We start from the raw sequence: 22,041 nt of genomic DNA, 5'->3' as shown, positions 1-22,041 counted from the left end.
CCGAATCAGTACTCCCACCAGTTGATGTTGGCGGAGGCCGTCGCCGCGCCGACCCCGACGCTGACGGTAATCGAATTTCCGGGCGGCACGACGATTCGCCCGCCAAGCTCCAAGACGAACGATCCGGCCGCCAAAATTAAAGTCAGGATGGTGACCGGAGTCCCGCCCATGGTTCCGGCCAAGCTTTGTACGGTCATCACCGATGCCGTAGTGCTGCCGAAGTTCAAGTTCACCGGCGTCACGGCGGAACCGGCAACCGTTGCGTTCTTGAGCACATTGACGGTTGTTCCCGAGATCGAGGAGCTTCCTGCGATGCGCGAGACGTACATCGTTTTGCCGCTGTTGGCCGGATTGGAAACCTGCAAAATAGCATCCTGTGCGGCTGTGATCGACGACGAGAAGTTGGCGGAGAACAAAATGCCCGACATAGCTGCTCCGCCTTCCGGTGACGAGTCGATACCGGGGGCGGAGAACGTATTGACCTGCTGGGTATACAGCGGCCCGTTCGAACGATTAAATATGCTGTAATTTGGCATAATTTCGTGCCTCCCGCCTTCCTTATCTGCAGGCGAACATGCTTAATCCGTCTGTAGACCATAAACCTGTTGTTCTAGTATATGCGGTATATTTGCGTGGGTTGTTGGGGATGGGCCTAGCCTCCGTATCTTTTTCGGGTTGACAAAATGATTTATTGTAACTACAATGGTTACAGGTGATGGATTTTGACAGAGAGGAGAGGATATGAATTGTCGATCAGCAGTCGTTTTGCCGTAGCGATTCACATCTTGTCTCTCCTCGATATTAATAAGGAAGGCCGGAACACGTCGGAATTTATCGCGGGCAGCGTCAACACGAACCCGGTGGTCATCCGCCGTGTGATCGGACTGCTCGGCAAAGCCGGGCTGGTGCATACGAGTCCCGGCGTCGGTGGCGCATCGCTAGCCCGACAACCCCATGACATCAGCCTTCTGGAAGTTTATCGCGCCGTGCAGAACGATCCGCCGGGGGAGCTGTTCGCGGCGCACGATAAGCCGAATCCGAAATGCCCGGTCGGGAAAAATATTCAAGGCACGCTGGACACCGTCTTCAGACGGGCGGAGTCGGCCATGGAGGACGAGTTGGCGAAAGTTACGCTGGACCAGATTGTGTTCGATTTGGTGCGGGGTGACCGGTAACCCTTTTTTTTGGCGTAACCTGTAACTAATGTGGTTACATGTGAATGGAAAGAAGAGACTAGGAAGACCTTATTAAGGAGGTGAATTCAAAGATGACCGTCAAAATTCAAGTGTATTCGGACTACGTATGTCCCTTCTGTTTTCTTGCTGAAGGACCGCTGGAGCAGGCCGTACAGGGCAAGGACGTCGAGGTGGAATGGATGCCCTTCGAGCTGCGCCCAAGCCCGACCGAGCCGCTGGACCCATGGAACGACCCGCCGAAATTGAAGATGTTCGAGCAATCCATCGCTCCTTACGCGCAGCGGCTGGGTATTGATATGAAGCTTCCGCGGCTTTCCCCGCATCCTTACACCCACCTTGCGTTTGAAGGATATCAATACGCCAAGGAGCATGGCAAAGGAAACGAGTACAACCACCGGCTGTTCCGGGCGTTCTTCCAGGAGGAGCAAAATATCGGGGACCCGGACGTGCTTGCGAAGCTGGCCGGCGAAATCGGACTGGATGCCGCCGAGTACCGGGAAGCGCTGGAAACGGGGAAATACAAGGAAGCTCATCAGCAAGCGCTGAATCATGCTTACCGGGAAGCGGGTATCACGGCCGTACCTACGTTTTTTATCGGGGATAAGGTGCTGCGGGGCGTGGCGAACCGGGAGACGCTGGAGCAGGTGATCGCCGAGGAACTGGCCGGTCAAGCCGGCAAGGCCGCCGAAGGCTTGTCATGCTCCGTGGATGGAGAATGCGATTAACCGCGATAACATTTGATCACCCTAACATTTTATAAGACGAAAGGATGGATTAACGATGAAAATTGCATTGGTTGGAGCAACGGGAACGATCGGACAGCGGATATTGGAGGAAGCCTTGAGCCGTGGGCATCAAGTGACGGCCATCGTGCGCGATCCGGCTCGTGTGACGAAACAGAGCGAGAACCTGAAAGCTGTAACAGGAGACGTATTCAACGCGGATAGTCTCGCCGCAGCGGCAGCCGGTCACGATATCGTGATCAGCGCTTACGGTCCGGCGCACGGCCAAGAGGAGAAGCTGGCCCAAGCAGCCCAAGCGTTGGTTGATGCGGCGAAAAAGGCCGGCGTCAGCCGTCTGCTGACCGTTGGTGGCGCAGGAAGTCTGGAAGTGGCTCCGGGCGTGCAGCTGGTCGATACGCCTGAATTCCCCGCGGAATGGAAGGGAATTGCATTGGCGCACCGGGATGCGCTGGAGGTCTACCGCCGATCCGAGCTCGATTGGACGAACCTGAGCCCTGCCGCATTCATACAACCGGGAGAAAAAACCGGCCAATACCGTACGGAAGAAAACCTGCTCGTCACGGATGCCGAAGGGAACAGCCGCATCTCGGTCGAGGACTACGCCGTTGCTATGCTGGACGAGGCGGAGCGTCCGCGCTTCTCCCGTAAACGGTTTACGGTTGGCTATTAATCCGATTCCAAATAAAGGCGAGCCGCAGCGATTCACATCGCAGCCGGTTCGCCTTCTTCGTTTATCCCCGCCCCCTCTGGGTGATGGTGGCCTGATGCTTCTGGCGCTGTCGTTGTCCGGGCCCAATTATCCATCCAGCCGATAGCGTTCAAACGCGGGCGCCACGTTTTTTTCAGCACGTGGTTCGCACTTGGACTGCGGCCAAAAGCTATGCGGTTTGCGGATAACCAAGCCTCGACCGGCAGCCGGAAAAAGGCGCTGATCAGCAGACGTTCTTCCGGCAGCAGCGGTCTGAATTGTTCATATCCGCGCAGCAGCGCTTCCATGCGCGGCGGTTCGAACAGTGCGGTATTCTGCAGCGTTCTGGCAATTTCCAGATAAATCGATCCAAGCCGTACCCGGTCCCAATCAATCAGGAACAGCCCGTCGGACCGGATGATGACGTTCGGAAAAGTAACATCGCTGTGAATTAGAGCGGGATGCTCATGTTCCATCAAGATCAGCCGCTGTACCTCCGGTGCCTTTATGATCCTCCAGGCTTCGTCCGCCAAGGCGATGCATTCGGCCCCATGCTTTCGAAACCATCGGCCTCGCCGTCTATCCAACCGCACGAGCTGACGGCGAAACAATGCCTCCTGCCACTTCAAGAAGCCGACTTCCTTTAACGTGAAGTGGGACATAGGCAAACGGGTGGTTGGACAGACATTGTGAAGTCCAGCCAATGCTTTTCCAAGGCTGTCATAGTCTTGTACATCGTTTTGAAGCTCCCGGCCTTTAATCCATTCCGTCAAATAATAGGGTTTGCCTTGATAGCTGGTCCAGTAACGGCCGGATGACGTTGTCAACCACTTCGGCAAGTGAGGGTAGCCGGCCTCCTGCAGCGTGCGGATGTGTGAGGAAATGCGCTCAATTTGCTGCTTGGGGGTACGCTGGCCAAGGATGCGGCTTCGGCAAAACGGCTTCAGCAGGAAGTCGCCCCGATCGGTGATTGCACGGTAAGCGGCATTGCGTTTGTAAAGCGAATGGCGCGGGATGATTCGCTTGATTTGGAGTCCGTAACGGCGGGCCAGGAGACGATATCTCGTTTTGAGAGTTCGGTGAGCCACACGGGTTTCCTCCCATTCGTGATGGTATGGAGTTGGAGTCTATCCCTAGTGTATTCGGCTGCCCGTACCGCGTAACGGATAAACGCATATATTTACAGGAAATGTCTAGGTTTGATGCGGGTTCCGATGACGCGGCGACCGGATGAGGTCAACCGCCAGATAGAAGAGCGGGATCATTTCGACAATCAGGAGGAAGGCGATCATTCCCTTCTTGCCCAATTGGGCGATATCCATCGTGGTCTCCGCCATGTACAAGGAGAAGCCAACCATCAAAGCCGTCATGGACAACGTAAACGGCTTATGGTCCGTTAGCGAGAAGGTTTGCGCCAGCGTGTTTACCGCGAGGAACAGGAACAAGCTGATTTTCACAAACAAGCTGACCAGCCATAACACGATGATCAAAGGGTCCAAATTTTCCAAAAAAGCACCGAGCCGGATGTATCGGATCAGCTCCAGCTCGGGGTACGTCAGGTTGCCCAACAGATCGGGACCGAAAATAAGCAGCGCCGGAATAAAGTTGCTCAAGATAATGATCACCGAGGTGAGAACAGCCGCCGCCAGCGAGTGCATCGTCTTGCGCTGCCGGGCGAAGTAAGGGAACAGAAACAGAATAAACGCCGTTTCCCCATACAACGAGGCGACAAAAAGCGAACCGTCCCAAAGGCTTGGGGCATTAAAATGATTCCACAGCGCAACAGCCATGTTAAGGTCTACTTCATTGTGCACGAAGAGGGGGACGATGATGATGCCCGCAATACTCATGAAAAACACCCCCTGCGCGCTTCGGAAAATGACCCCGATTCCCGACCGGACGGCACAGGCGACGCAAAAGGCGAAAAGCGCGGACACCGCCCAAGAGGGGGTGGTCAGCAAATAAATCTGGATCAGAAAGTCTTGCAGCTCCCGGAGCAGCACAGCCGCAGTAAACACAAAGAAAAGGGCCATGGCCAGCACGATCGGGTAATGCAGCCATTTGCCTACAATATGGCGGCCGTACAGGACAAAATGCTCGGCGGGACGTTTAATCGCAAGCCGGTAGGAGACATAGGCAAGGGCCCAACCCAGGAAACCGCCGATCAGGATGCAGAGCCAGGTCGAATAACTGGCGATTTTCACAATGGAGCCGATCCGAAAGCCCAAGATCGTAGTGAACAAATACAAGGAAAACAGCATATAAATTTGCAACTGCGTAATTTTCCCCATGCCTTGTTCCCTCCATTACTGTTTCATGAAAATCAGCTTTTGGATCGGTCCGAATACCGTTTCTACGACGTTGATCAGCGCCCATTTTTCCTTGAATACATAAACCGCCTCAAAGCCGAGGAACATCGCGGTCAAGGACCCAAGCACGACGAAATAAGTCCGGCGCCGTCGGTTGCGTGCCGCAAGATACTTCCATTCGTATAGCAGGATGCAGCCGTATACGAGTCCGATCCCAATCATTCTGTCCCCTCCGTATGTGTGGCGGACTGTTGGACCGTTCCCAAACGTTTAATCGAGATGTTCACTTGTATGACCGGTTTCAGGCGATTCCGGTACCATTCCCTCCACTGAGGCTTAATGCTTTTCCACAGCCGCGGATAGTTCCAATCGATATATTTGGCGAATTGAAAGGCATCGGCCCGAACTTCCTTGGTTTTGGCAATTGCGCTGTTCATCCGCTGCTCCACCACCGCATCCAGCCGATGCTCTAATTCGGATAGCTGCTTCCGGTTCTCCGTATTCAGACGGGAGTCAGACCCCAACATTTCTGCCGAAGCTTTCGTTGTGATATGCATGGTTAGGCTATCCCCGGTTAGCACCGGTTTGATCTTGCTGTGCATCTGCTCGATCATAAAGCTGACCAGCTTCCCGTCTGTTGGAGATGGCACGCTGATTTCCGCGTCCTGCAGCTGCCCCGAGACCCACAGGGCTCCTCGCATCTCCGTCGTATCGAGCGTCCCGACCATTTTGTTTTGCTTGAACACAACCGCTCCGTCAGTGCCCATCCATTTGCCGGGCGGCTTCTGCTCGTCGGCGATTTTCTTCGAAGTAAAGACTAACGACGGCACGAGCACGTCCCCTCCGTAATAACTGGCCATTAAAAAATCTTTCACCGTCGTTCGTAAAGTGACGTTTTGCTTGACGTATCCCGTCAAAATATCAACGGGGAACCGTTCGAATACCGCAGGAGCCGAAGCGATATCGTCGGCCTTTCCAAAAGAAACGAACACATTGGCATTGACGTGGAATTTTGGCTCCCGGGCCAAAAATTCAAGCAGCGGGGAGAGGCCCTCCCGTGCGAAATCTTCGCTGATGATGACGGTGCCCGTCTGTCCGAACGTGATTTTCCGGGACAGATCGGACTGAATCTTGCGGTAGGCTTCTCCGATGTCGGCCCCTGTTTTGGTGATAAAAACGTACGGCTTCCCCTTCCCGGAACCTGCTCCCACCATGCCGGGAATCATGCGGTTCGGCAGAGGAAAGCCCAGGCTCAGCTCAATGCCCTCTTTGGCTTTGCCCACGAGCAGGATGCGGACAAACGAACGGTCGTTAAGCTCTACGGAAGACCAGCAGCCGGTCAGCAGCACAAGGAGGCAGAGAGAGACGGCGGCTTTGATTTTGACGACAGACGCGCAGTCAAGTAATTTCAATCGTTGCCGCCCTCCTGTTCCGGCTTCCGCGAACGGGCATTCATTCGTTCGGAGGGCCGCCCGGCCGAGATAAGCCAAGGTCTGAGCTTCATCATGCGCCACGAGGTCCGGACTACCGTATCCTTTAAATCCGGCGCCACAAGGGGAGCCAGCGGAGCAAGATACGGGAGCCCGAAGGAGCGCAGCGAGAGCAGATGCAGATAGACGAGAAGCAGGCCGCAAGCAATGCCGAACAAGCCGAACATCCCGGCCAGAATCATGATCGGAAAACGCAGCAGCCGGATGGCCAGCCCCAGATCGTAATGCGGAATGATAAAAGAAGCGATCCCTGTCAGCGCGACGATGATGACCATGGCCGCAGATATGATTCCCGCTTGAACCGCAGCCGTTCCGATGATCAGCGCTCCGATGATCGAAACGGCTTGACCGATCGATTTGGGGATACGGACCGCGGCTTCCCGAAGCGCTTCGAAGGCAATCTCCATCATGAACGCCTCGATCAGCGCCGGAAAAGGCACTACCTCCCGGGATGAAGCGACCGTGATCAGGAGCCGTGAAGGGATAATTTCCGGATGAAAGGTTGTAACGGCCACGTAGGTCGAAGGCAGCAGCATGGAAACGCACAAAAATAAAAACCGGATCCACCGAATCCAGGTGGAAGCGATATAACGCTGATAATAATCTTCGGCCGACTGCATCAGCATGAACAAGGAGACCGGCGCGAGTACGACGATGGGCGTTCCGTCCACGATCAAGGCAACACGGCCTTCCAGCAGCGCCGCGGAGACGACATCGGGACGTTCGGTATACTGCATTTGCGGAAAAGGGGAATAAGGATTGTCCTCGATCAGTTCCTCCAAATAACTGCTTCCCAGCACTCCGTCGATCTTGATCTGCGACAGCCGCTGCCTTACTTCGGCGACAAGCTCCGGCTTACTGACGTCCTGCAAAAAAAGCATCGCCACGTCCGTTTGCGTACGGGTGCCGATCTTCATCGTTTCGATCTTTAATGCCGGGGTTTTCAGCCGTCTTCGGATGAGCGTGATGTTGACTTCCAAGTTCTCGATAAACGCTTCCCGCGGCCCCCGAATCAACGCTTCGTTCGGCGCTTCTTCAATCGCCCGCTTCTCGAAATAAGTAGCGGCGAGGTCCAGCATCCGGGGCTCGTCCTGCATGAGAAGCAGGGCATGACCGCCCAATAAGGCCGTCAGACCTTCCGGCAAGGAGAGCGTCACCGTCGGGTTCGGCATGGGCAAGCGCTTCCGCTCGAAGATATCCCGGCGGAACGCAGCCGCATCGTAGGCCTGCATAGACAGCAGGACGTTTAAAACGTTTTCCTCCAACGTTTTTTGCTCAACCATACCCCGAATGTAGAGCAGCGCGAATCGTTGCTCCGGCCCGGCGGTAAACGAATGAAACACGGCGTCGGAGCAATTGTCTAGCTGCGCTTGAAACCAATGAAGACGGAGGTCCAGGTCAGCGCAGCCATCCGGCGGCAGGGGAGGCTCGGAGTTCCCTTGCGGAGCCTCACGGGAAGGCGAATCGGGCGTCCGGCCGGGAAGCTTCGGACCTCGGTTCGGAATTCGAGAAAATAACGGCATCGTCCTACCTCTCCCTCGGATTGGAATTCGCACCTCTAAAATCTTTGTTACATTCGATGTTTTTATTTTTTCCAGCAGCTTCAAAAATATTTCACAAACGATTGCCTTTGGTGTATAATAAGTAAATATTTTAATTGTTTATTAGTAAATTATTTCGTGATTTAATGGTTTTACTTTGAAAGCACCTTCTTTGGGGGGCATCTTTTGACACGAAAGGAGTGATTTTCATGAACGAGGAGCAGCAATTAAAAACCGAACTGGCCCGCACGTTCCGGAAGGTTGTCAAAGAAATGTCGTACCTGTGGAGCCGGCATATCGACAAGTCGCTTTCGATGGCCCAGTTTATGGTGCTCCGTCAGCTGCGCGGAGGACCGCAGAAGGTATCCGATTTGGCCGAGGCGCTCGAACTGACGTCCGGAGCGATTACCGCCAAAGCCGATAAATTGGTAGAGAAGGGGTATGCTAAGCGGTATCGGGGAGAAGACGACCGGCGGGTCGTGTATCTGGAAATGACGGAACGGGGCTTGAGCGAGCTCAGGGCGCTCGGAGAGCAGCAGACGGAACTGGTCGAATCGTTGTTCGCCGGTTTGTCGGAGGAGGAGATCCGGCAGCATCTCCAATTCTTTAACCGGATGCTGAACAACGTGGACCATTTGGGAGAGGAGTAAGAAGGTAACGTGGAACATTTATCGTATAAACGCAAAATCACGATTATGATCGCCATTATTGCGGCGATGTTCTTTTCGGCCATTAACCAGACGATCGTCGGAACGGCTCTGCCGCGAATTATCGCCAAGCTCGGCGGGATGGACTACTATACATGGGTCATCACGATTTATTTGCTTACCTCGACGATCGCGACGGTGCTGGTCGGCAAGCTGTCCGATATTTACGGCCGGAAGCCGTTTATTCTAACGGGGATCGTCTTATTTATGATCGGCGCCTTTATGGCGGGAACGTCCGGTGATATTTTTCAGCTGATTACGTACCGCGGTATCCAGGGGCTGGGCGCCGGAATTATTATGGCTACGGCCTTTACGGCCGTCGGGGATTTGTTCGCACCCCGTGAGCGCGGGAAATGGTCCGGGATCATGATGTCGGTGTTCGGGTTCGCGAGCGTCGTCGGCCCGGCCCTTGGCGGCTATATCGTCGATCATTTTGAGTGGCACTGGGTGTTTTGGATTTTCCTTCCTCTTGGCATTGTCGCTTTTATCATGATTCTGACGATGTTCCCGAAGGTGGAGCGCAAGCCGGCGGAATCGATCGATTATTTCGGCTCGTTGTTCCTTACGCTGACGATCGTGCCGATGCTGCTCGCCTTCTCGTGGGCCGGCACGAAGTACGCATGGGGCTCGCCGCAAATTCTCGGTTTGTTCGCCTGTACAGTGGCGGCACTGGTTATTTTCTTATGGATTGAGAGCCGGGTGAACAGTCCGGTGCTGCCGCTCTCGTTGTTCAAAAACGGGATTGTGACGATCTCGAACGTTATTGGATTTATCATGAACGCCGGGATGATGGGAGCGCTCATGTATACGCCGTTCTTCGTCCAGGGCGTGATGGGGATTTCGCCGACCTATTCCGGTTATGTGACGATGCCGATGTCCATCGGGATGGTCGTCACCAGCGCGATCAGCGGGCAGTTGATCACGAAGACGGGCAAATACAAGCGGATCGCGATTATCGGGCTTGTCATTATGGTCATCGGAATGATGATCATGCATTACATGAATACGATCCCGGTGACGGTGCTCAGCATGATCGTGTTCGGCTTCGGTCTGGGGCTCGGGATGCCGGTCTTTTCCCTGACCGTTCAGAATGCTGTATCGCCGAAAGATCTTGGCGTCGCCACGGCTTCCTCGCAGCTGTTCCGCAGCTTGGGCGGCACGATCGGTATCGCCGTCATGGGAACGGTCATGTCGACGGGCATGACGAACAAGCTGCAGGAAATCCTGGCCAGCGGGCGGGGCGTCGACTTGAGCAAGCTCGATCCGAAGGTGGCCGAGAAGCTCGCTGCGTTCCACAATCCGCAGATGCTGCTTGATCAGCCGAAGCTGGCGCAGATTCAGGCAGCCCTGCCGCCGGAGCTGCAGACGGTATTTGGCCAGATGATCGATTCGCTTCGTGAGGCACTCAGTTACTCGCTGGCCAATGTGTTTTTGGCGGGGGCTGCGCTGCTGGTGGTCGCGCTTGTGCTGACGTTCTTCTTGAAGGAGATTCCGCTGCGTACCGGAAGCGGCGGCCAAGGACCGAAGCCACAGGAAGCTGCGGAAACGGACCTCGAACCGGCGCCCCGCCTCCACGGGAAGCAGCCGGCGAACGGGTAAACCGATAGACGGGCTTGGACCATGAGTTGGTCCGGGTCCGTTTTGTAAATAATACGCGGCAGCTTCGGCAGCTCGCCCAGCGAGATTTTCCGGCGGATCAACCACGCGTTTGATTGCCGGGCCGTACGCAAAACGAACCCCATACCTCGTCAGTACAGGGTTAATGTATTCTGAAATGAAAGAAGTCAAGGCCGGCATTGCCCCTAATGAAACGGATGCGGGTGCGGATTGAGCTGTTCAATCGACAGTAATTGCATGGCATATCCGAGTTCCATCGGCACCTTCAATACTCTTTCAAGGCCTGCCAAGCGAGTAAAGTTATGTCCGAACGTCATCGGCAGCATACCCGGAATCAATACTTTCGCGCAATACAATCCGTTTCGAACAGTTTCTGGCGTTGACTGGTCTATAGCAATGACATCAAGATTCAAACGCCGGAACTTTTGCAAAATATCCTTCAAATCGTCGGTTAAATCCGCATGCCCAGTCTTTCGCTCGAATTCTTCGTCGAATGTTCGGAGCGGACGATGCTCATCCAGCAAAAAGCGCAGGCGTTCCTCGGCTTGAGGCACACAGTACAGCAGGGGATGATCCTCCATCTCCGTCACCAAGGAAGGATCGCTGCACATTCGGATGATCTCTTCGCGGTTCGTCTCAAAGGTTGTGCCCAAGTAATGTATCAGGCCGTCCAGCTCATGAATCGCGCTTTTAGCAGCCCGTAACGGGTCCAAATGAGCTGCAGCCGCGCAGAAGACATTTGCTCCCTTTGGGTTCCTGTTTTTCGCCAGCGCCCAAATGCTCGGAATCCCGCTCTCCATCGTCGAATTAAACAAATATATATCGTATCCGGCTACTGCCCGCAAACGGTCAATCATGAGCCGCAATTCTCTGTCTCCAGCGGAATAAGGATCAAGGCGCGGGATAGGCAGGCGCGCGTACCAGCTCATCAGGAACGAATCGCGTTCCGCCACTTCCAAAATACCGTATAAAATGGCTTCTTCCAAGCTCCCGCCCAGGGCGCAGCCATTGGAGGTTTCAATTACATAACGATCTCCGGCATCTATGTTGTAATAAGCAAGTGATTCCGGAACCAGAATGGGGCGTTCTTGCAAAAACGAATAGCCCCATACCCAGTTGATCGGACGGTCGGGATCAAACGACTCGAGCGGAAAATCCGGCAGCGCATACTGCTCCTCCGTATAGACTCCGACCGTAACGGGGTCAAGCGCTTGCTCCGCCAATTTGCGGTAGTTGTCGTGCACTACGGTTCGTTTGCCGCGGGGCAACATGCCGCAATACCGCTCCAAGCCCTCCAGAATCGCGGTACGCTCGCTTTCTGCATAAGAATGAGTCCGGCCGGCTGACAATATATCTTTTCCGATCAACACCGGAAGATTTACCATCACATTAGCGAATGTCGATTCGAGCTTGGCCGTTTTCCCGTTTAGCAAGCCGGTTCGGTCATCCAGGTAATGGATGGTCAATACTTCTTTCAATTCCTCCATCGATCTGCAACGGTAACTGTTGGCGTCTGTCTTCAGATTCGGCCGCAAAAAGATGCGGGCCGCCTCGGGAGAATCATCGGGCAGCCGGCCGCAAATCTGACAGAACGGGTCGGGAAGAAAAGAGTGGAGCGAGCTTTTCAACGTTTTCAAATCGATTAAGAATATCCGGCCTTCCAAGAGGGACTCCCTCCCCCGCAGTACCTTCCGCGCTTCCGCCGCAATCAGGCATGCCACCTGGAAGAGCGCCAGACGCGAAACCGGCGCGCGGCTGGGCTTTTCCCCCTGCAGGAGAAGTTTCAGCCATTCCGACGTGGCCTCGCTGCCGTGTCCGGCCATTTGTCTCCTGCTTTCCGCACACTGGGCACATCCGGGTATACCCGGGCGTACCAACGGCCCCACGATGCCCTCGTCATACGAAATAAAGCCGCTTAGCCAAGGGAGGCCGGAGCTTTGCAGAACCTCTTCGGCCATCCGATACTCGGAAGGACGCCAGTCATCGTACAGCAACAAAGCCAATTGCGTCGTTTGCGGTACGTCTTCATTGTAGCGGGCCAGGCGAATAATCTCGTATTGGTTAACCAGTTCTCTGTATACGAAGTCGGAGAGCAGCCCCTCTCCAATTACTGTAACAAGCTTTTTCACAGGGCATCCTCCTCCCGTACAAGCACGCCAACGACCCCGCCCAGTCCCTCTCTCAAAAACGGTTCCATCGCCATGTCCAAGGTCAAAAGCCGCTTACGGTTCCGTTTCAAAGCCTGCAGAGAAAGCTGTAGAATCTCCGCTTGTGCGCTTCTTTCCCCCGATGAAATGACAAGGCTTGGCGAAGTCTTTTCTTCCAAATGTACAGAAGGGGCCTCTACCCCTTGCGCGATGAGACAAGTTGACTCGTTTTGCGCTCTCAACAATGCCCGCTGCAGCGACAGCCGCAGGGCCCATGTCGTATTCAAGCCCGCACAACCGTACCAACAGCCGTTAGCGCCGACCCAGATCACAGGAAAACCGACGCGTTCCTCGCCCAGCCCAATCACCGGTGTTCCTTGCATTTGGGTTAATGCCTGCAAGTAATATCGGCAGAGCTCATCCTCCATTTCGCCAAGCCTCGCCGGAATAACGGAAGGCTTCTGGCCTGCCGATACTTGCCTTGCCAGATCTTCCTCCAACCATTGTTGCAAACCGCGGCAAACGGCTTCATCGATCGTTTCCCCTGCTCCGATTCCCACATATTCCTGCGGTCCGATTTTATGGTTATCAGAGCTTCGATTCGAGGCGGGAGTCGTAAGAGCTCGGCTTGCCAATCTTGAGACATACGCTTCAATCCCGGACAATCCCGCTTCCCGCCGGGCCTCACCATGAGTCAAACCCGCACACGCCATTTCAGGGAGCAGGTCAGCCGGACCATCCGATAGCGGGTCAACCGCCTGAACAAGGCACTGGAAAAGCGGAAGCTGTCCCAGCTCTCCCTCCTCCCAAGTGTGAAAAATCCCCGATACCGCCGATGTCAATCCGTTGAAGAAAGAGAACAGCCCGTTCGATGCATTCCTGCCTGTGCTCCGTTCGATTTGTTCGTGCAGATCTTGAATCTGTTTTATGGGACGATGTCCGGTAACAAGCGGATGGGGGATAAACGAATAATAGCTTCCTTCCAACGTCCGCAGATCAAGACAAAAAATTTGATCCTTCAATTCCGGTTTGGCCGCTCCAGTAACCGATTTTGCCAAATCAAATGCGATCACATTCGCGAGCAATGCCCCGGCCTCGGAAGAAAAAGGTTGCGAGTGAGCATCTTTAATAAGAGCGCATTGATGGATGCGCCGCCAGGACGATTCCCAACACCCCTCCGAATCCGGATGTACCAACGGACCCGCCAAACCCACTTGCCTCGCACGGATGGCGGGAAGAAACACTTTCTTTTCTTCCCTGCAAGCCGCATGAAGAACTTGGAGTTCTTCGATACGGCTTTTCTGGGAAACAAACAAGACGGCATCGTACGGCCGAACCGCCTCCCTCCACGGAATCTCCGCGTTTTTCGGAAAGTCGATCTCCTTTACCGAGGCTTCGGGATGCGCCGCACGGGCTTGCTCAACGCATTCCGCAAGCCGCTGCCGATGGGCAGCCGCAGAGTCTGTAAGCAAAACGTCGAACTTGGATAATCCGGATTCGAACAAAGCTGTAACTAACGAGAGCAGAAACGAGCCGGAACCGACCGCCAAAATTTTGACCTGATGTGCGGGCTGGAAAGGGGAAAGAAACGCATTTTCTTGCACTTTTGGATTTATAGAAGGAGCCAAGCCTCGACACCCTCCCTCCTGTATAGTCCATTCATTATATTCATCATGAGATTGTAACTGTGATAACAAAGACAAAATCATAAGCAGCGCAGAGGAAACGGCGTCAAATCTATACCCTCAGTCATTGCGAACTCTGCCCTCAACCACGCGTTTGAAAACGGAAGGCAAATCGGGCATGATGAGAGTGAAACGATCCGTCAAACGATTCGCAGCGATTGGCGGATGGGCGGATACGTATTTCCAGACGGCAGGTGAATCGACTTTGAGAGTACATATACTGGTGGCGGATGACGACGCGCATATTCGCGAGCTGCTCCGCTTTTTTCTAAGCCGGGAAGGCTATGTCGTCTACGAAGCGGACAATGGGCTGGCCGCCGCAGAGCTGATGGAGCGCGAACAGATCCATCTGGCGGTCGTAGACATTATGATGCCCGGTAAGGACGGCTGGGAGTTGTGCCACGATATTCGCGGCCACTATGACATTCCCGTCATTCTCCTGACGGCCAAAGGTGAAGTCGAGGACAAGGAAAAAGGCTTCTTGTCGGGAACCGACGATTACGTCGTGAAGCCGTTCGAGCCGAAGGAGCTGCTGTTTCGGATCAAGGCGCTGCTACGGCGGTACCAGATGGTATCGTCGGCGAAAATCCGGTTGAACGAGACGGTCATTGACCGCAGCAGCTACGAGATCCGAGTCGGCGATCGGACGATGACGCTCCCGCTCAAGGAATTCGAGCTGCTGTGCCAGCTGGCTAGCTATCCTGGGCGTATTTTCACCCGGGAGCAGTTGGTGCAGCTCATCTGGGGCTCCGACTTCGAAGGCGACAGCCGGACCATCGACGTTCATGTGAAACGGCTGCGGGAGCGGTTTTCTCCGGTGACAGACGATTTTGTCATCACGACGGTGCGCGGCTTGGGGTACAAGCTAGAGGTGCGGGGCGAATGAAGACGCTGTATGTGCGGATCGTCGCAACGTATATTTTGATCGCCATGGTCAGCGGCGTGTTTGCCCTGCTGGTGGCTAACATGTACTACCGGACCCAGATCCGGGAGTATAACGAACAGAAGATCATGAAGGTCGCCAAAGAAATCCGGACGCTGTTCGAGCGGATGCCGGATACCGATCCGGACAGCTATTTTCGCAGCATCGCCCAGTTGGGCTTTCAAATGTACCTTGCGGACGGCAAGGGGCAGGGCGTCTTCTACGGCGAGCCGTTCCGGCATACGCAGAGCGCGCCGGATCAAATCCGCCGCGTGCTGGACGGCGAAATCTACCGCGGCATCACGGAGGAGCCCCGCCTGCTGACGATTACGGGCTTTTTCGAAAGCAGCCTGCGCAACACGGTCGGCATCCCGCTCGATATCCGGGGAGAACGCCACGCGTTGTTTTTGCGGCCGGCCCTGGAGCAGCAGATCGGGGAGGTCCGTCTGCTCATGGCGGTGCTGCTCGCGGCGACGTTTGTCTTCAGCATGCTGCTCATCGTGGTCTGCACGCGGTATATTGTCAAGCCGGTCAAAGCGCTGACGGAGGCGACCACTCGCATTGTCGGAGGAAATTACGAGATCGGGCTCGACGTGGCGCGCGCCGACGAAATCGGCAACCTGGCGCGCCACTTCGCGCATATGGCCGAAGCGCTCCGCCAGCTCGACAGCATGCGGCAGGAGTTCGTCGCCAACGTCTCCCATGAAATCCAGTCTCCGTTAACGTCGATCCAGGGCTTCGCTCAAGCGATCCAGTCGGGGGAATTGCCGCCCGAGATAGCGCAGCGGTATTTACACATTATCGAGGAGGAGAGCAGACGGCTTTCGTCGCTCAGCAAGCAGCTGCTGACGCTCGCCGCCTTGGACAAAGAAACGGGCGTTATCAAGAAAACGAGCTTCCGCTTGGACGAGCAGCTTCGGCAGGCGGTGCTCGTGACGGAGTGGCAATGGATGGAAAAGGGCATCACCGTCGAGCTGGACCTTCCGGAGATCGTCGTCCGTGCCGACCGCGAGCTGCTGCATCAGGTATGGCTTAATTTGATTACGAACGCCATTAAATTTTCGGATTCCGGCGACGTGCTGACCATCGGTATTTCGGTGGAGGAAGATATCATCGTTCGGGTTTCCGATACCGGTATGGGTATTCCCGAGCCTGAGCTGCCCCATATTTTCGGCCGCTTCTACAAAGCGGACAAAGCAAGAACCCGTTCCCGCTCCGGCAGCGGTCTGGGGCTCGCCATTGCTAAGAAAATCGTCGAGCTCCACGAAGGCACGATCGACGTACACAGCCGCGTTTCCGAAGGAACGGTATTCACCGTCCGGCTGCCCCGTTCATAATCGTAATCTCTCATTCATCTTCCATTCATATTTCTGTCCTAGAATCCGAAGTGAGATCGAGGACAGGAGGTTGAATTGAAAAAATGCTTCGCGCTTTGCATACATTTTCCTCGTGGGTAAGCAGCCCCAAAGGGGCCAAAAGCATCGTCGCCGGCTGGCTTCTGCTTGTCGTTGTGCTGGCCGCGGCGGCGCCGTCCGCCAAAAAATTCGCCATCAGCAGCGGAGAAGGAAGCGTCAAAGAAAATACGCCGTCCACGGCGGCCCAGCAGATCATGAATGAGCAATTTCCGTCCGCCGACGGCTTAACCGCCCTGCTGGTGCTGCACGGGAAGCAGGCGATTACCACGGAGGAGCGGGCTAAAATCCGCCAGCTCAGCGAATGGCTCGCCTCCGACAGTAAGCCGCAGCACGTCACCGGAGCGCTGCCGTTCCACCGGCTTCCCGAAGCGGCGCAGGACCGGTTGTTCTCGGAGGACCGCAGGACGCTGCTCCTGAATGTAACGCTGGAGAAAGGGTTGGAGTCGGACCGGATATACGACACCCTGAAGCAAATCCGGGAGCAGGCCGGGAAGATCGGACTTGGGGAGCTGCAGCTTGAAATGACGGGGCCGGCCGGCATTGCCGCAGATACGATTGCGCTGTTCAAAAATGCCGATTTCGTGCTCATGCTCGCGACGGTCGGGCTGATCCTCGTCATTTTGCTTCTGATTTACCGTTCGCCACTGCTCGCGGTGCTTCCGTTGGTTATCTCGGGCGTTGTATATGAGGCCGTGGACCGAGTATTGGGGCTGTCCGCCAAGAACGGCTGGCTCGTCGTGGATAAGCAGGCGCTGTCCATTATGATGATTTTGCTGTTCGCGGTCTTAACGGACTACTGCTTGTTCGTGTTCTCCCGCTACCGGGAGCAGCTCGGCAAGGTCGGCTCGAAGCACGACGCTATGCGCCTGGCGATGAATCAGGTGGCGGAGCCGATTCTGTTCAGCGGCGGAACGGTGCTCGTTGCCGTGCTTGTGCTGCTCGCGGCCGTCTTTAAGCCGTATCACTATTTTGCGCCGGTATTTGCCGTGGCCATGGCTGTCATTTTACTGAGCGGATTGACGCTGATTCCGGCCGTCTTCACGCTGGTCGGGCGCAAAGCGTTCTGGCCCTTCGTGCCGAAGCTGGAAGAGCGGGACACCCGACCTGCGGGACTGTGGGCCAAGGCAGGCTCGCTGGTCGCCAAACGCCCCGGCATGACGGCGGGCGTCCTCACCGTGCTGCTGCTGTTCGCTTCGTTAAATATCAGCGGCATGAAATATTCGTTCAATCTGCTGAAGTCGTTCCCGGATACGGCATCGTCCCGTCAAGGGTTCGAGCTTCTGGAGCAGTCGTATCCGCCGGGCCAATTGGCGCCGGTTACGGTCATCCTGCAGTCCGATCGTCCGCTTTCGGAGGAGCCGCAGTTCCGGGAGAAGCTGACATCGCTGACTGGCCTGATCGCCAAGCAGACGGGCGTCGAATCGGTGGAGCCCAAACCGGACACCGTGCGTGGTGACTGGCCGGCGAACATGTTGTCGCCGGATAAGCAGTCCGTCCGGCTTCAGCTGCTTGTGAAGGGCAACCCATACGATCCCGCGGCGCTGGACGCGCTGAACGCATGGCGGGGGAACGCCGAGGCGATGCTGAAGGACAGCGGCTTCGATCCGCTGCGCGATTCGCTGCATTTTGCCGGCCAAACCGCGCAGCAGCTTGATGTCAGAGCGATGAACGAGCGGGATACGCTTGTCTTGTTTTCGCTGATTGGCTTGCTGATTACCGTCATGCTCGGGTTTCAAACCCGCTCCTTGCTGATGCCGGTGTACATGATGCTGACGATTCTGCTGTCTTACGCGGCAACGATGGGGCTCGGCTGGGTAATTGCACACAGCCTGCTTGGCTATGACGCGATCAGTTACCGGCTGCCGGTCTATACGTTCGTCTTCCTGGTCGCGCTGGGCGTCGATTACAACATCATGCTTGTCTCCCGGGTGAAGGAAGAGGCGCGCAAGATGGGGTGGAGCGAAGCGGTCAGCCGCGGCGTGTCGCTAACGGGCGGGGTGATCTCCTCCGCGGGCCTCATTCTCGCGGCGACCTTCGGGGTGCTGATGACCCAGCCGCTTCAGGAGCTGTTCCTGTTCGGGCTGACGATGACGATCGGGATCTTGATCGATACGTTCCTTGTTCGCGGGCTGCTGCTGCCCTCGATTATGGTGCTGACCGGAAAGCGCAAGCCGTCGAGTGCACAGACCCCGCAGGTTCACTCATCCTAGACTAGACGACAATAAATGAATTGAAGGAGGTATTCCTCATGTTCGGCTTTCTGTTGTTTTTGCACCTGACCGGCTTATCCCTATGGCTCGGCTCGGGCCTGACGGCGGTCGTCATGCTGCCGATGCTTAACCAAAGACCTGGTTCCGGGGAGCTGCGCGCCTTGGCCCGCAAGACGCTTCGCGTGATCAGCACAATCGCCCATCCCAGCGCGCTCGTCGTTCTGATCTCGGGCGTCGTCATGATCGTCCAAATGAATATTCCTGCGCAGAGCAAGCCGTTATGGTTGCAGGTCATGGAAAAAGGAGGCGGGATGGTCATCCTGCTCGCGGTCATTCTGACCGGTATCCTCGGCAGCCGGTTGAAGAAGCGGCTGAACGCCGAGAACGGGCAAGGGACAGGAGCGGCCGCCCCAGCCCGCATCGGCGGCTATGTGGCCGCGACGGCCGGTTTTATGACGCTAACGCTAGCTGTCATGCTGATCGTCAGTTTGAAGCTGTAATAGGTACCCTCCGGGAGACGGGCTCCGCGCCGCCTTCCGGAGGTTTTTGCCGTTTATGGGACTGGGTTAGCAGCAGGGTCGGGCGGGAGTTTGTCCACATTATTTTCACAAAATTGCTTCGGGCGCCATAATTTTTTATGATAAAAGAGGACTCCATTGGGTGGTCTAATCCAATACTTAATTGACGAGGGACCAGACTATGATCGATAAATTGAAAGCAGCCGGCGAATGGAAAGAGATGTTCCTGCCTTACAAATTTGCGATGGAGCAGTTGAGCACGACGATCCGGCATATTAACGAAGAGGCCTTGCACGTCTACAATTACAACCCGATCGAGCATATTAAGACCCGGATCAAATCGCCAGAGAGCATCATTAACAAGCTGCAGCGCAAAGGGCTGCCGATCAGCCTTGTCGCTGCGCGGGACCATTTGAACGATATTATCGGCGTGCGGATTATTTGCTCGTTTCTGAGCGACATTTACGATCTGTATGAGATTCTGAACAACCGGCACGACATGAAGATCATCGAATGCAAGGATTACATTCGCAATCCGAAGCCGAACGGGTATCAGAGCCTGCATCTGATCGTCGAAGTTCCGGTGCTGCTCTCCAAGGGCACGCAACTGGTCAAGGCCGAAATCCAGCTGCGCACGCTGGGGATGGATTTTTGGGCCAGCCTGGAGCATAAAATTTTTTACAAGTACAACAAGGACATTCCGGACCGTCTAAAACAGGAGTTGCTGTCCGCCGCGCACCTAACCGTCGAGCTGGATGCGAAAATGAAAGCGATCAGCGACGAAATCGGACACCTGGATTCGCCTTACGCAAGGATTCAGTAAATCGGCACGCAAACCGGGGCTGCACAGCTGGAGAAAGACAGGACGCAAAGGTCTTGTCTTTCTTCTCGTCAAAGAGAGAGTGCTTAGTCGCTGCGCAAAACTTGCGTTTTCTAATCATTTCCAGCATAATGGAAAATATTAATATAGGGAGGTAGCTACCGCCTGATGAAAGCACTAAAAGAACTTGGAAACTGGATTGGCGCTTTCTCCATGGCTTTTATTCTGTCCTTGGTCATCGGCATCTTTGTTTTCCAGCCGTTCAAGGTCGAAGGGCATTCCATGGATCCAACTTTACAGAACGATCAGCGGATCTACGTTTCGAAATTATCCCATACCTTTTCTTATTTGCCGGAGTACGGCGATATCGTCGTGATCGACAGTCGGGTTAACCGGGAACGGACGTTGACGGACAGCATCCTGGAGAATCCCATGGTGCAATACTTCAGAGGGAACACGGACGAGCATGTTTTTTATGTTAAAAGAGTCATCGGCAAACCAGGCGACGTTCTGGAGTTCAAGGAAAATCAAGTTTACCGGAATGGGGAAGCGCTGCAGGAGCCTTACATGAAAGAGGCGATGATTTTTAGCTCGAACCGGAAGTGGACGGTTCCCGACAAGCACGTTTTTGTGATGGGGGATAATCGGAACAACAGCAGCGACAGCCGAAACATCGGCTATATTCCTCTCGATCACGTGATGGGAATTATGAAGTTTCCGTAAGCAAGTGGAAGAGAATCATTTTGATGATAGTTGTGAATATGGAGCTCCATGGAAAATCGGCCTTGCTTATGCAGCTATGCGGCAGGGCCGATTTTTTTTGTCCAATCGTTCTCAAACGCATTTGGGCGCGCTTCGAATAGCCTAATGGTTCATCGCAGCGCTTGAAATAATAGTCCGCGGCCGTTCCAGATTCAAGCGATCCCGCTAATTCCGGGCCGCGAGTCGCGCCACATCCCGCAGCTTGGCGGTTAACCGGTAAGTCCCCCTCAGCGGCTCATAGCCCAAGCTGCGATTGATCCGGAGCATGGGCGCGTTCATGGAATCGTTGTCCGTGCGGATATAGGCGGCATTCCGTTCCTTGGCCAAGAGCATGGCTTTGATTTTCAAGCCCTGCGCAATTTTACGTCCGCGGTAGGCCCGCTTCACTCCCGTATACTCGTGGTACATCCCGTTGGTCAGCTGATTGTGAAGCACGTTGGTTACTCCGACATAGTTGTCGCCGTCCGCTGCAATGATCACTTGCTCCGGTGCGTAGCCTTCGGCCATAAGGTACCATTTCCGCCATTCCTGAATGCCGGGAACCTCTCCCGTATACCCCGGAATGTCTACCAGCGTCTCCTTGTACAGCTCGTACAGCTTCCGCTCGCTTTCCTCGCCGGGCTCGTCCGCCAGTGTCAGAAACCGCAAGCCTTCGCTCTCCAGCAGCTTGAGCGTTTCGGCCTCGCGCAGGCGAATCGGATCAACTCGATCCAGCTTCAGCACCGATTGAAAAGCGTGCCGTTCGACCGTGAACCCCCGGCGCTCGGCAAATTGCAGCGCATCCGGGTGATCGTCCCAAGCCTCCGTGACGAGGGTCGTCGCCCCGAGAGCGGTTCCCCAATCGATGACATGCTCGAGCAGCAGCTGTCCGGCTCCTTGCCGACGGTATTCTCCGGCTACAATAAGCGTGTTATTGAGATGCCCCGGCTCCGTCCATGGCGCACGCCAAGACCAGACGTATCCGACAAGGACATCCTGCTCCGTAACGGCAACGCACCGGGTACGGTCATAGCCGGCAAGCAGACCGTTCTCATCGAGGTATGTATGGCCGACTGTATACAGCTTGGCATCGTCTTCCTCCAGCCTTTGGGCCGTGCAAGGCTCCGACCAGTGGGTATTCAACAGTGCCGCTAACGCTTTGTAATCATCCGGCAGCCGCAAGGGCCGCAGTTCAATGGACATTCCGTCACCTCTTCTTTATGTTCAGTCGATCGACTATGGAACTTATTATGCAATGAAGCGGTTAAGGTAAGGAATGGAAAATTTGGTTA

At 55.2% G+C, this 22,041-nt stretch carries 20 protein-coding genes; 11 read left to right on the top strand and 9 right to left on the bottom strand.

All coding sequences use genetic code 11. The features are described 5' to 3' along the window. Positions 1-5: 5 nt before the first annotated feature. A complete protein-coding gene (locus ET33_RS16310; RefSeq protein WP_036683643.1) occupies positions 6-536 on the bottom strand; it encodes a hypothetical protein in 531 nt (176 codons plus the stop codon). Between the two features lie 210 nt (positions 537-746). Between ET33_RS16310 and ET33_RS16305 the strand changes: the two genes are divergently transcribed. The 3 genes from ET33_RS16305 to ET33_RS16295 all read left to right on the top strand — a co-directional run bounded on the left by ET33_RS16305 (position 747) and on the right by ET33_RS16295 (position 2,609). After that, on the top strand, positions 747-1,175 hold the full coding sequence (locus tag ET33_RS16305) for an Rrf2 family transcriptional regulator (RefSeq protein WP_036683640.1): 429 nt from the start codon (positions 747-749) through the stop codon (positions 1,173-1,175). A gap of 92 nt (positions 1,176-1,267) precedes the next feature. Then, the gene (locus ET33_RS16300) at positions 1,268-1,921 is read left to right on the top strand and encodes a DsbA family oxidoreductase (RefSeq protein ID WP_036683635.1); all 654 of its coding nucleotides are present in this window, start codon (positions 1,268-1,270) and stop codon (positions 1,919-1,921) included. Between the two features lie 55 nt (positions 1,922-1,976). Then, entirely contained in the window at positions 1,977-2,609 is a 633-nt protein-coding gene (locus ET33_RS16295; protein WP_036683632.1) for an NAD(P)-dependent oxidoreductase, read from the top strand. Between the two features lie 32 nt (positions 2,610-2,641). Here the strand turns inward: ET33_RS16295 and ET33_RS16290 are convergent, their stop codons facing one another. The 5 genes from ET33_RS16290 to ET33_RS16270 form a co-directional block, all read right to left on the bottom strand. After that, a complete protein-coding gene (locus ET33_RS16290; protein ID WP_036683630.1) occupies positions 2,642-3,715 on the bottom strand; it encodes a phosphotransferase in 1,074 nt (357 codons plus the stop codon). Between the two features lie 105 nt (positions 3,716-3,820). Continuing rightward, positions 3,821-4,918, bottom strand: coding sequence for a GerAB/ArcD/ProY family transporter (locus ET33_RS16285; protein WP_036683627.1), 1,098 nt, complete (start codon positions 4,916-4,918; stop codon positions 3,821-3,823). A 15-nt stretch (positions 4,919-4,933) separates the two neighbouring features. Next, the gene (locus ET33_RS16280; protein WP_036683624.1) at positions 4,934-5,158 is read right to left on the bottom strand and encodes a hypothetical protein; all 225 of its coding nucleotides are present in this window, start codon (positions 5,156-5,158) and stop codon (positions 4,934-4,936) included. Continuing rightward, positions 5,155-6,348: a Ger(x)C family spore germination protein gene (locus tag ET33_RS16275; RefSeq protein WP_036683621.1), complete on the bottom strand. Its 1,194-nt coding sequence runs from the start codon at positions 6,346-6,348 to the stop codon at positions 5,155-5,157. The genes ET33_RS16280 and ET33_RS16275 overlap by 4 nt, the downstream gene beginning before the upstream one ends. Next, the gene (locus ET33_RS16270) at positions 6,345-7,949 is read right to left on the bottom strand and encodes a spore germination protein (protein ID WP_036683618.1); all 1,605 of its coding nucleotides are present in this window, start codon (positions 7,947-7,949) and stop codon (positions 6,345-6,347) included. Before ET33_RS16270 ends, ET33_RS16275 begins: the two co-directional genes overlap by 4 nt. 227 nt (positions 7,950-8,176) lie before the next feature. Here ET33_RS16270 and ET33_RS16265 point away from each other — a divergent pair, with 227 nt between their 5' ends. Both ET33_RS16265 and ET33_RS16260 read left to right on the top strand, forming a co-directional pair. Continuing rightward, complete coding sequence (locus ET33_RS16265; protein WP_036683615.1) at positions 8,177-8,617, top strand: MarR family winged helix-turn-helix transcriptional regulator; 441 nt, start codon at positions 8,177-8,179, stop codon at positions 8,615-8,617. 9 nt (positions 8,618-8,626) lie between these two features. After that, the gene (locus tag ET33_RS16260) at positions 8,627-10,273 is read left to right on the top strand and encodes an MDR family MFS transporter (RefSeq protein ID WP_036683611.1); all 1,647 of its coding nucleotides are present in this window, start codon (positions 8,627-8,629) and stop codon (positions 10,271-10,273) included. A gap of 203 nt (positions 10,274-10,476) precedes the next feature. Here the strand turns inward: ET33_RS16260 and ET33_RS16255 are convergent, their stop codons facing one another. Both ET33_RS16255 and ET33_RS16250 read right to left on the bottom strand, forming a co-directional pair. Further along, on the bottom strand, positions 10,477-12,420 hold the full coding sequence (locus ET33_RS16255; RefSeq protein WP_036683607.1) for a TOMM precursor leader peptide-binding protein: 1,944 nt from the start codon (positions 12,418-12,420) through the stop codon (positions 10,477-10,479). Then, positions 12,417-14,066, bottom strand: coding sequence for a bacteriocin maturation protein (locus tag ET33_RS16250; protein ID WP_152570650.1), 1,650 nt, complete (start codon positions 14,064-14,066; stop codon positions 12,417-12,419). Before ET33_RS16250 ends, ET33_RS16255 begins: the two co-directional genes overlap by 4 nt. A gap of 262 nt (positions 14,067-14,328) precedes the next feature. On the opposite strand from ET33_RS16250, the gene ET33_RS16245 reads away from it, so the two are divergent. The 6 genes from ET33_RS16245 (at position 14,329) to lepB (ending at position 20,731) form a co-directional block, all read left to right on the top strand. Further along, positions 14,329-15,009 (top strand): response regulator transcription factor, encoded by a 681-nt coding sequence (locus ET33_RS16245; protein WP_036683902.1) that lies wholly within the window; start codon positions 14,329-14,331, stop codon positions 15,007-15,009. Beyond that, positions 15,006-16,382, top strand: coding sequence for a sensor histidine kinase (locus ET33_RS16240; RefSeq protein ID WP_036683604.1), 1,377 nt, complete (start codon positions 15,006-15,008; stop codon positions 16,380-16,382). The genes ET33_RS16245 and ET33_RS16240 overlap by 4 nt, the downstream gene beginning before the upstream one ends. Positions 16,383-16,465: 83 nt before the next feature. Next, on the top strand, positions 16,466-18,670 hold the full coding sequence (locus ET33_RS16235; protein WP_036683600.1) for an MMPL family transporter: 2,205 nt from the start codon (positions 16,466-16,468) through the stop codon (positions 18,668-18,670). A gap of 38 nt (positions 18,671-18,708) precedes the next feature. Continuing rightward, positions 18,709-19,170 carry a hypothetical protein gene (locus tag ET33_RS16230; RefSeq protein ID WP_036683596.1) on the top strand — a complete coding sequence of 154 codons (462 nt, stop codon included), beginning with the start codon at positions 18,709-18,711 and terminating at the stop codon, positions 19,168-19,170. A gap of 199 nt (positions 19,171-19,369) precedes the next feature. Further along, positions 19,370-20,011 (top strand): GTP pyrophosphokinase, encoded by a 642-nt coding sequence (locus ET33_RS16225; protein ID WP_036683593.1) that lies wholly within the window; start codon positions 19,370-19,372, stop codon positions 20,009-20,011. A 165-nt stretch (positions 20,012-20,176) separates the two neighbouring features. Beyond that, positions 20,177-20,731, top strand: a complete 555-nt coding sequence (gene lepB / locus ET33_RS16220) for a signal peptidase I (protein WP_036683589.1) — start codon at positions 20,177-20,179, stop codon at positions 20,729-20,731. Between the two features lie 204 nt (positions 20,732-20,935). Here the strand turns inward: lepB and ET33_RS16215 are convergent, their stop codons facing one another. After that, a complete protein-coding gene (locus ET33_RS16215) occupies positions 20,936-21,952 on the bottom strand; it encodes a GNAT family N-acetyltransferase (RefSeq protein ID WP_036683588.1) in 1,017 nt (338 codons plus the stop codon). Between the last annotated feature and the right edge of the window lie 89 nt (positions 21,953-22,041).

Source organism: Paenibacillus tyrphae, assembly GCF_000722545.1.
In the GTDB taxonomy this organism is placed as follows: Bacteria; Bacillota; Bacilli; order Paenibacillales; family NBRC-103111; genus Paenibacillus_G; species Paenibacillus_G tyrfis.
Note: the sequence above shows the minus strand (reverse complement) of the source record. Positions and strands in the feature narration are given on the sequence as shown.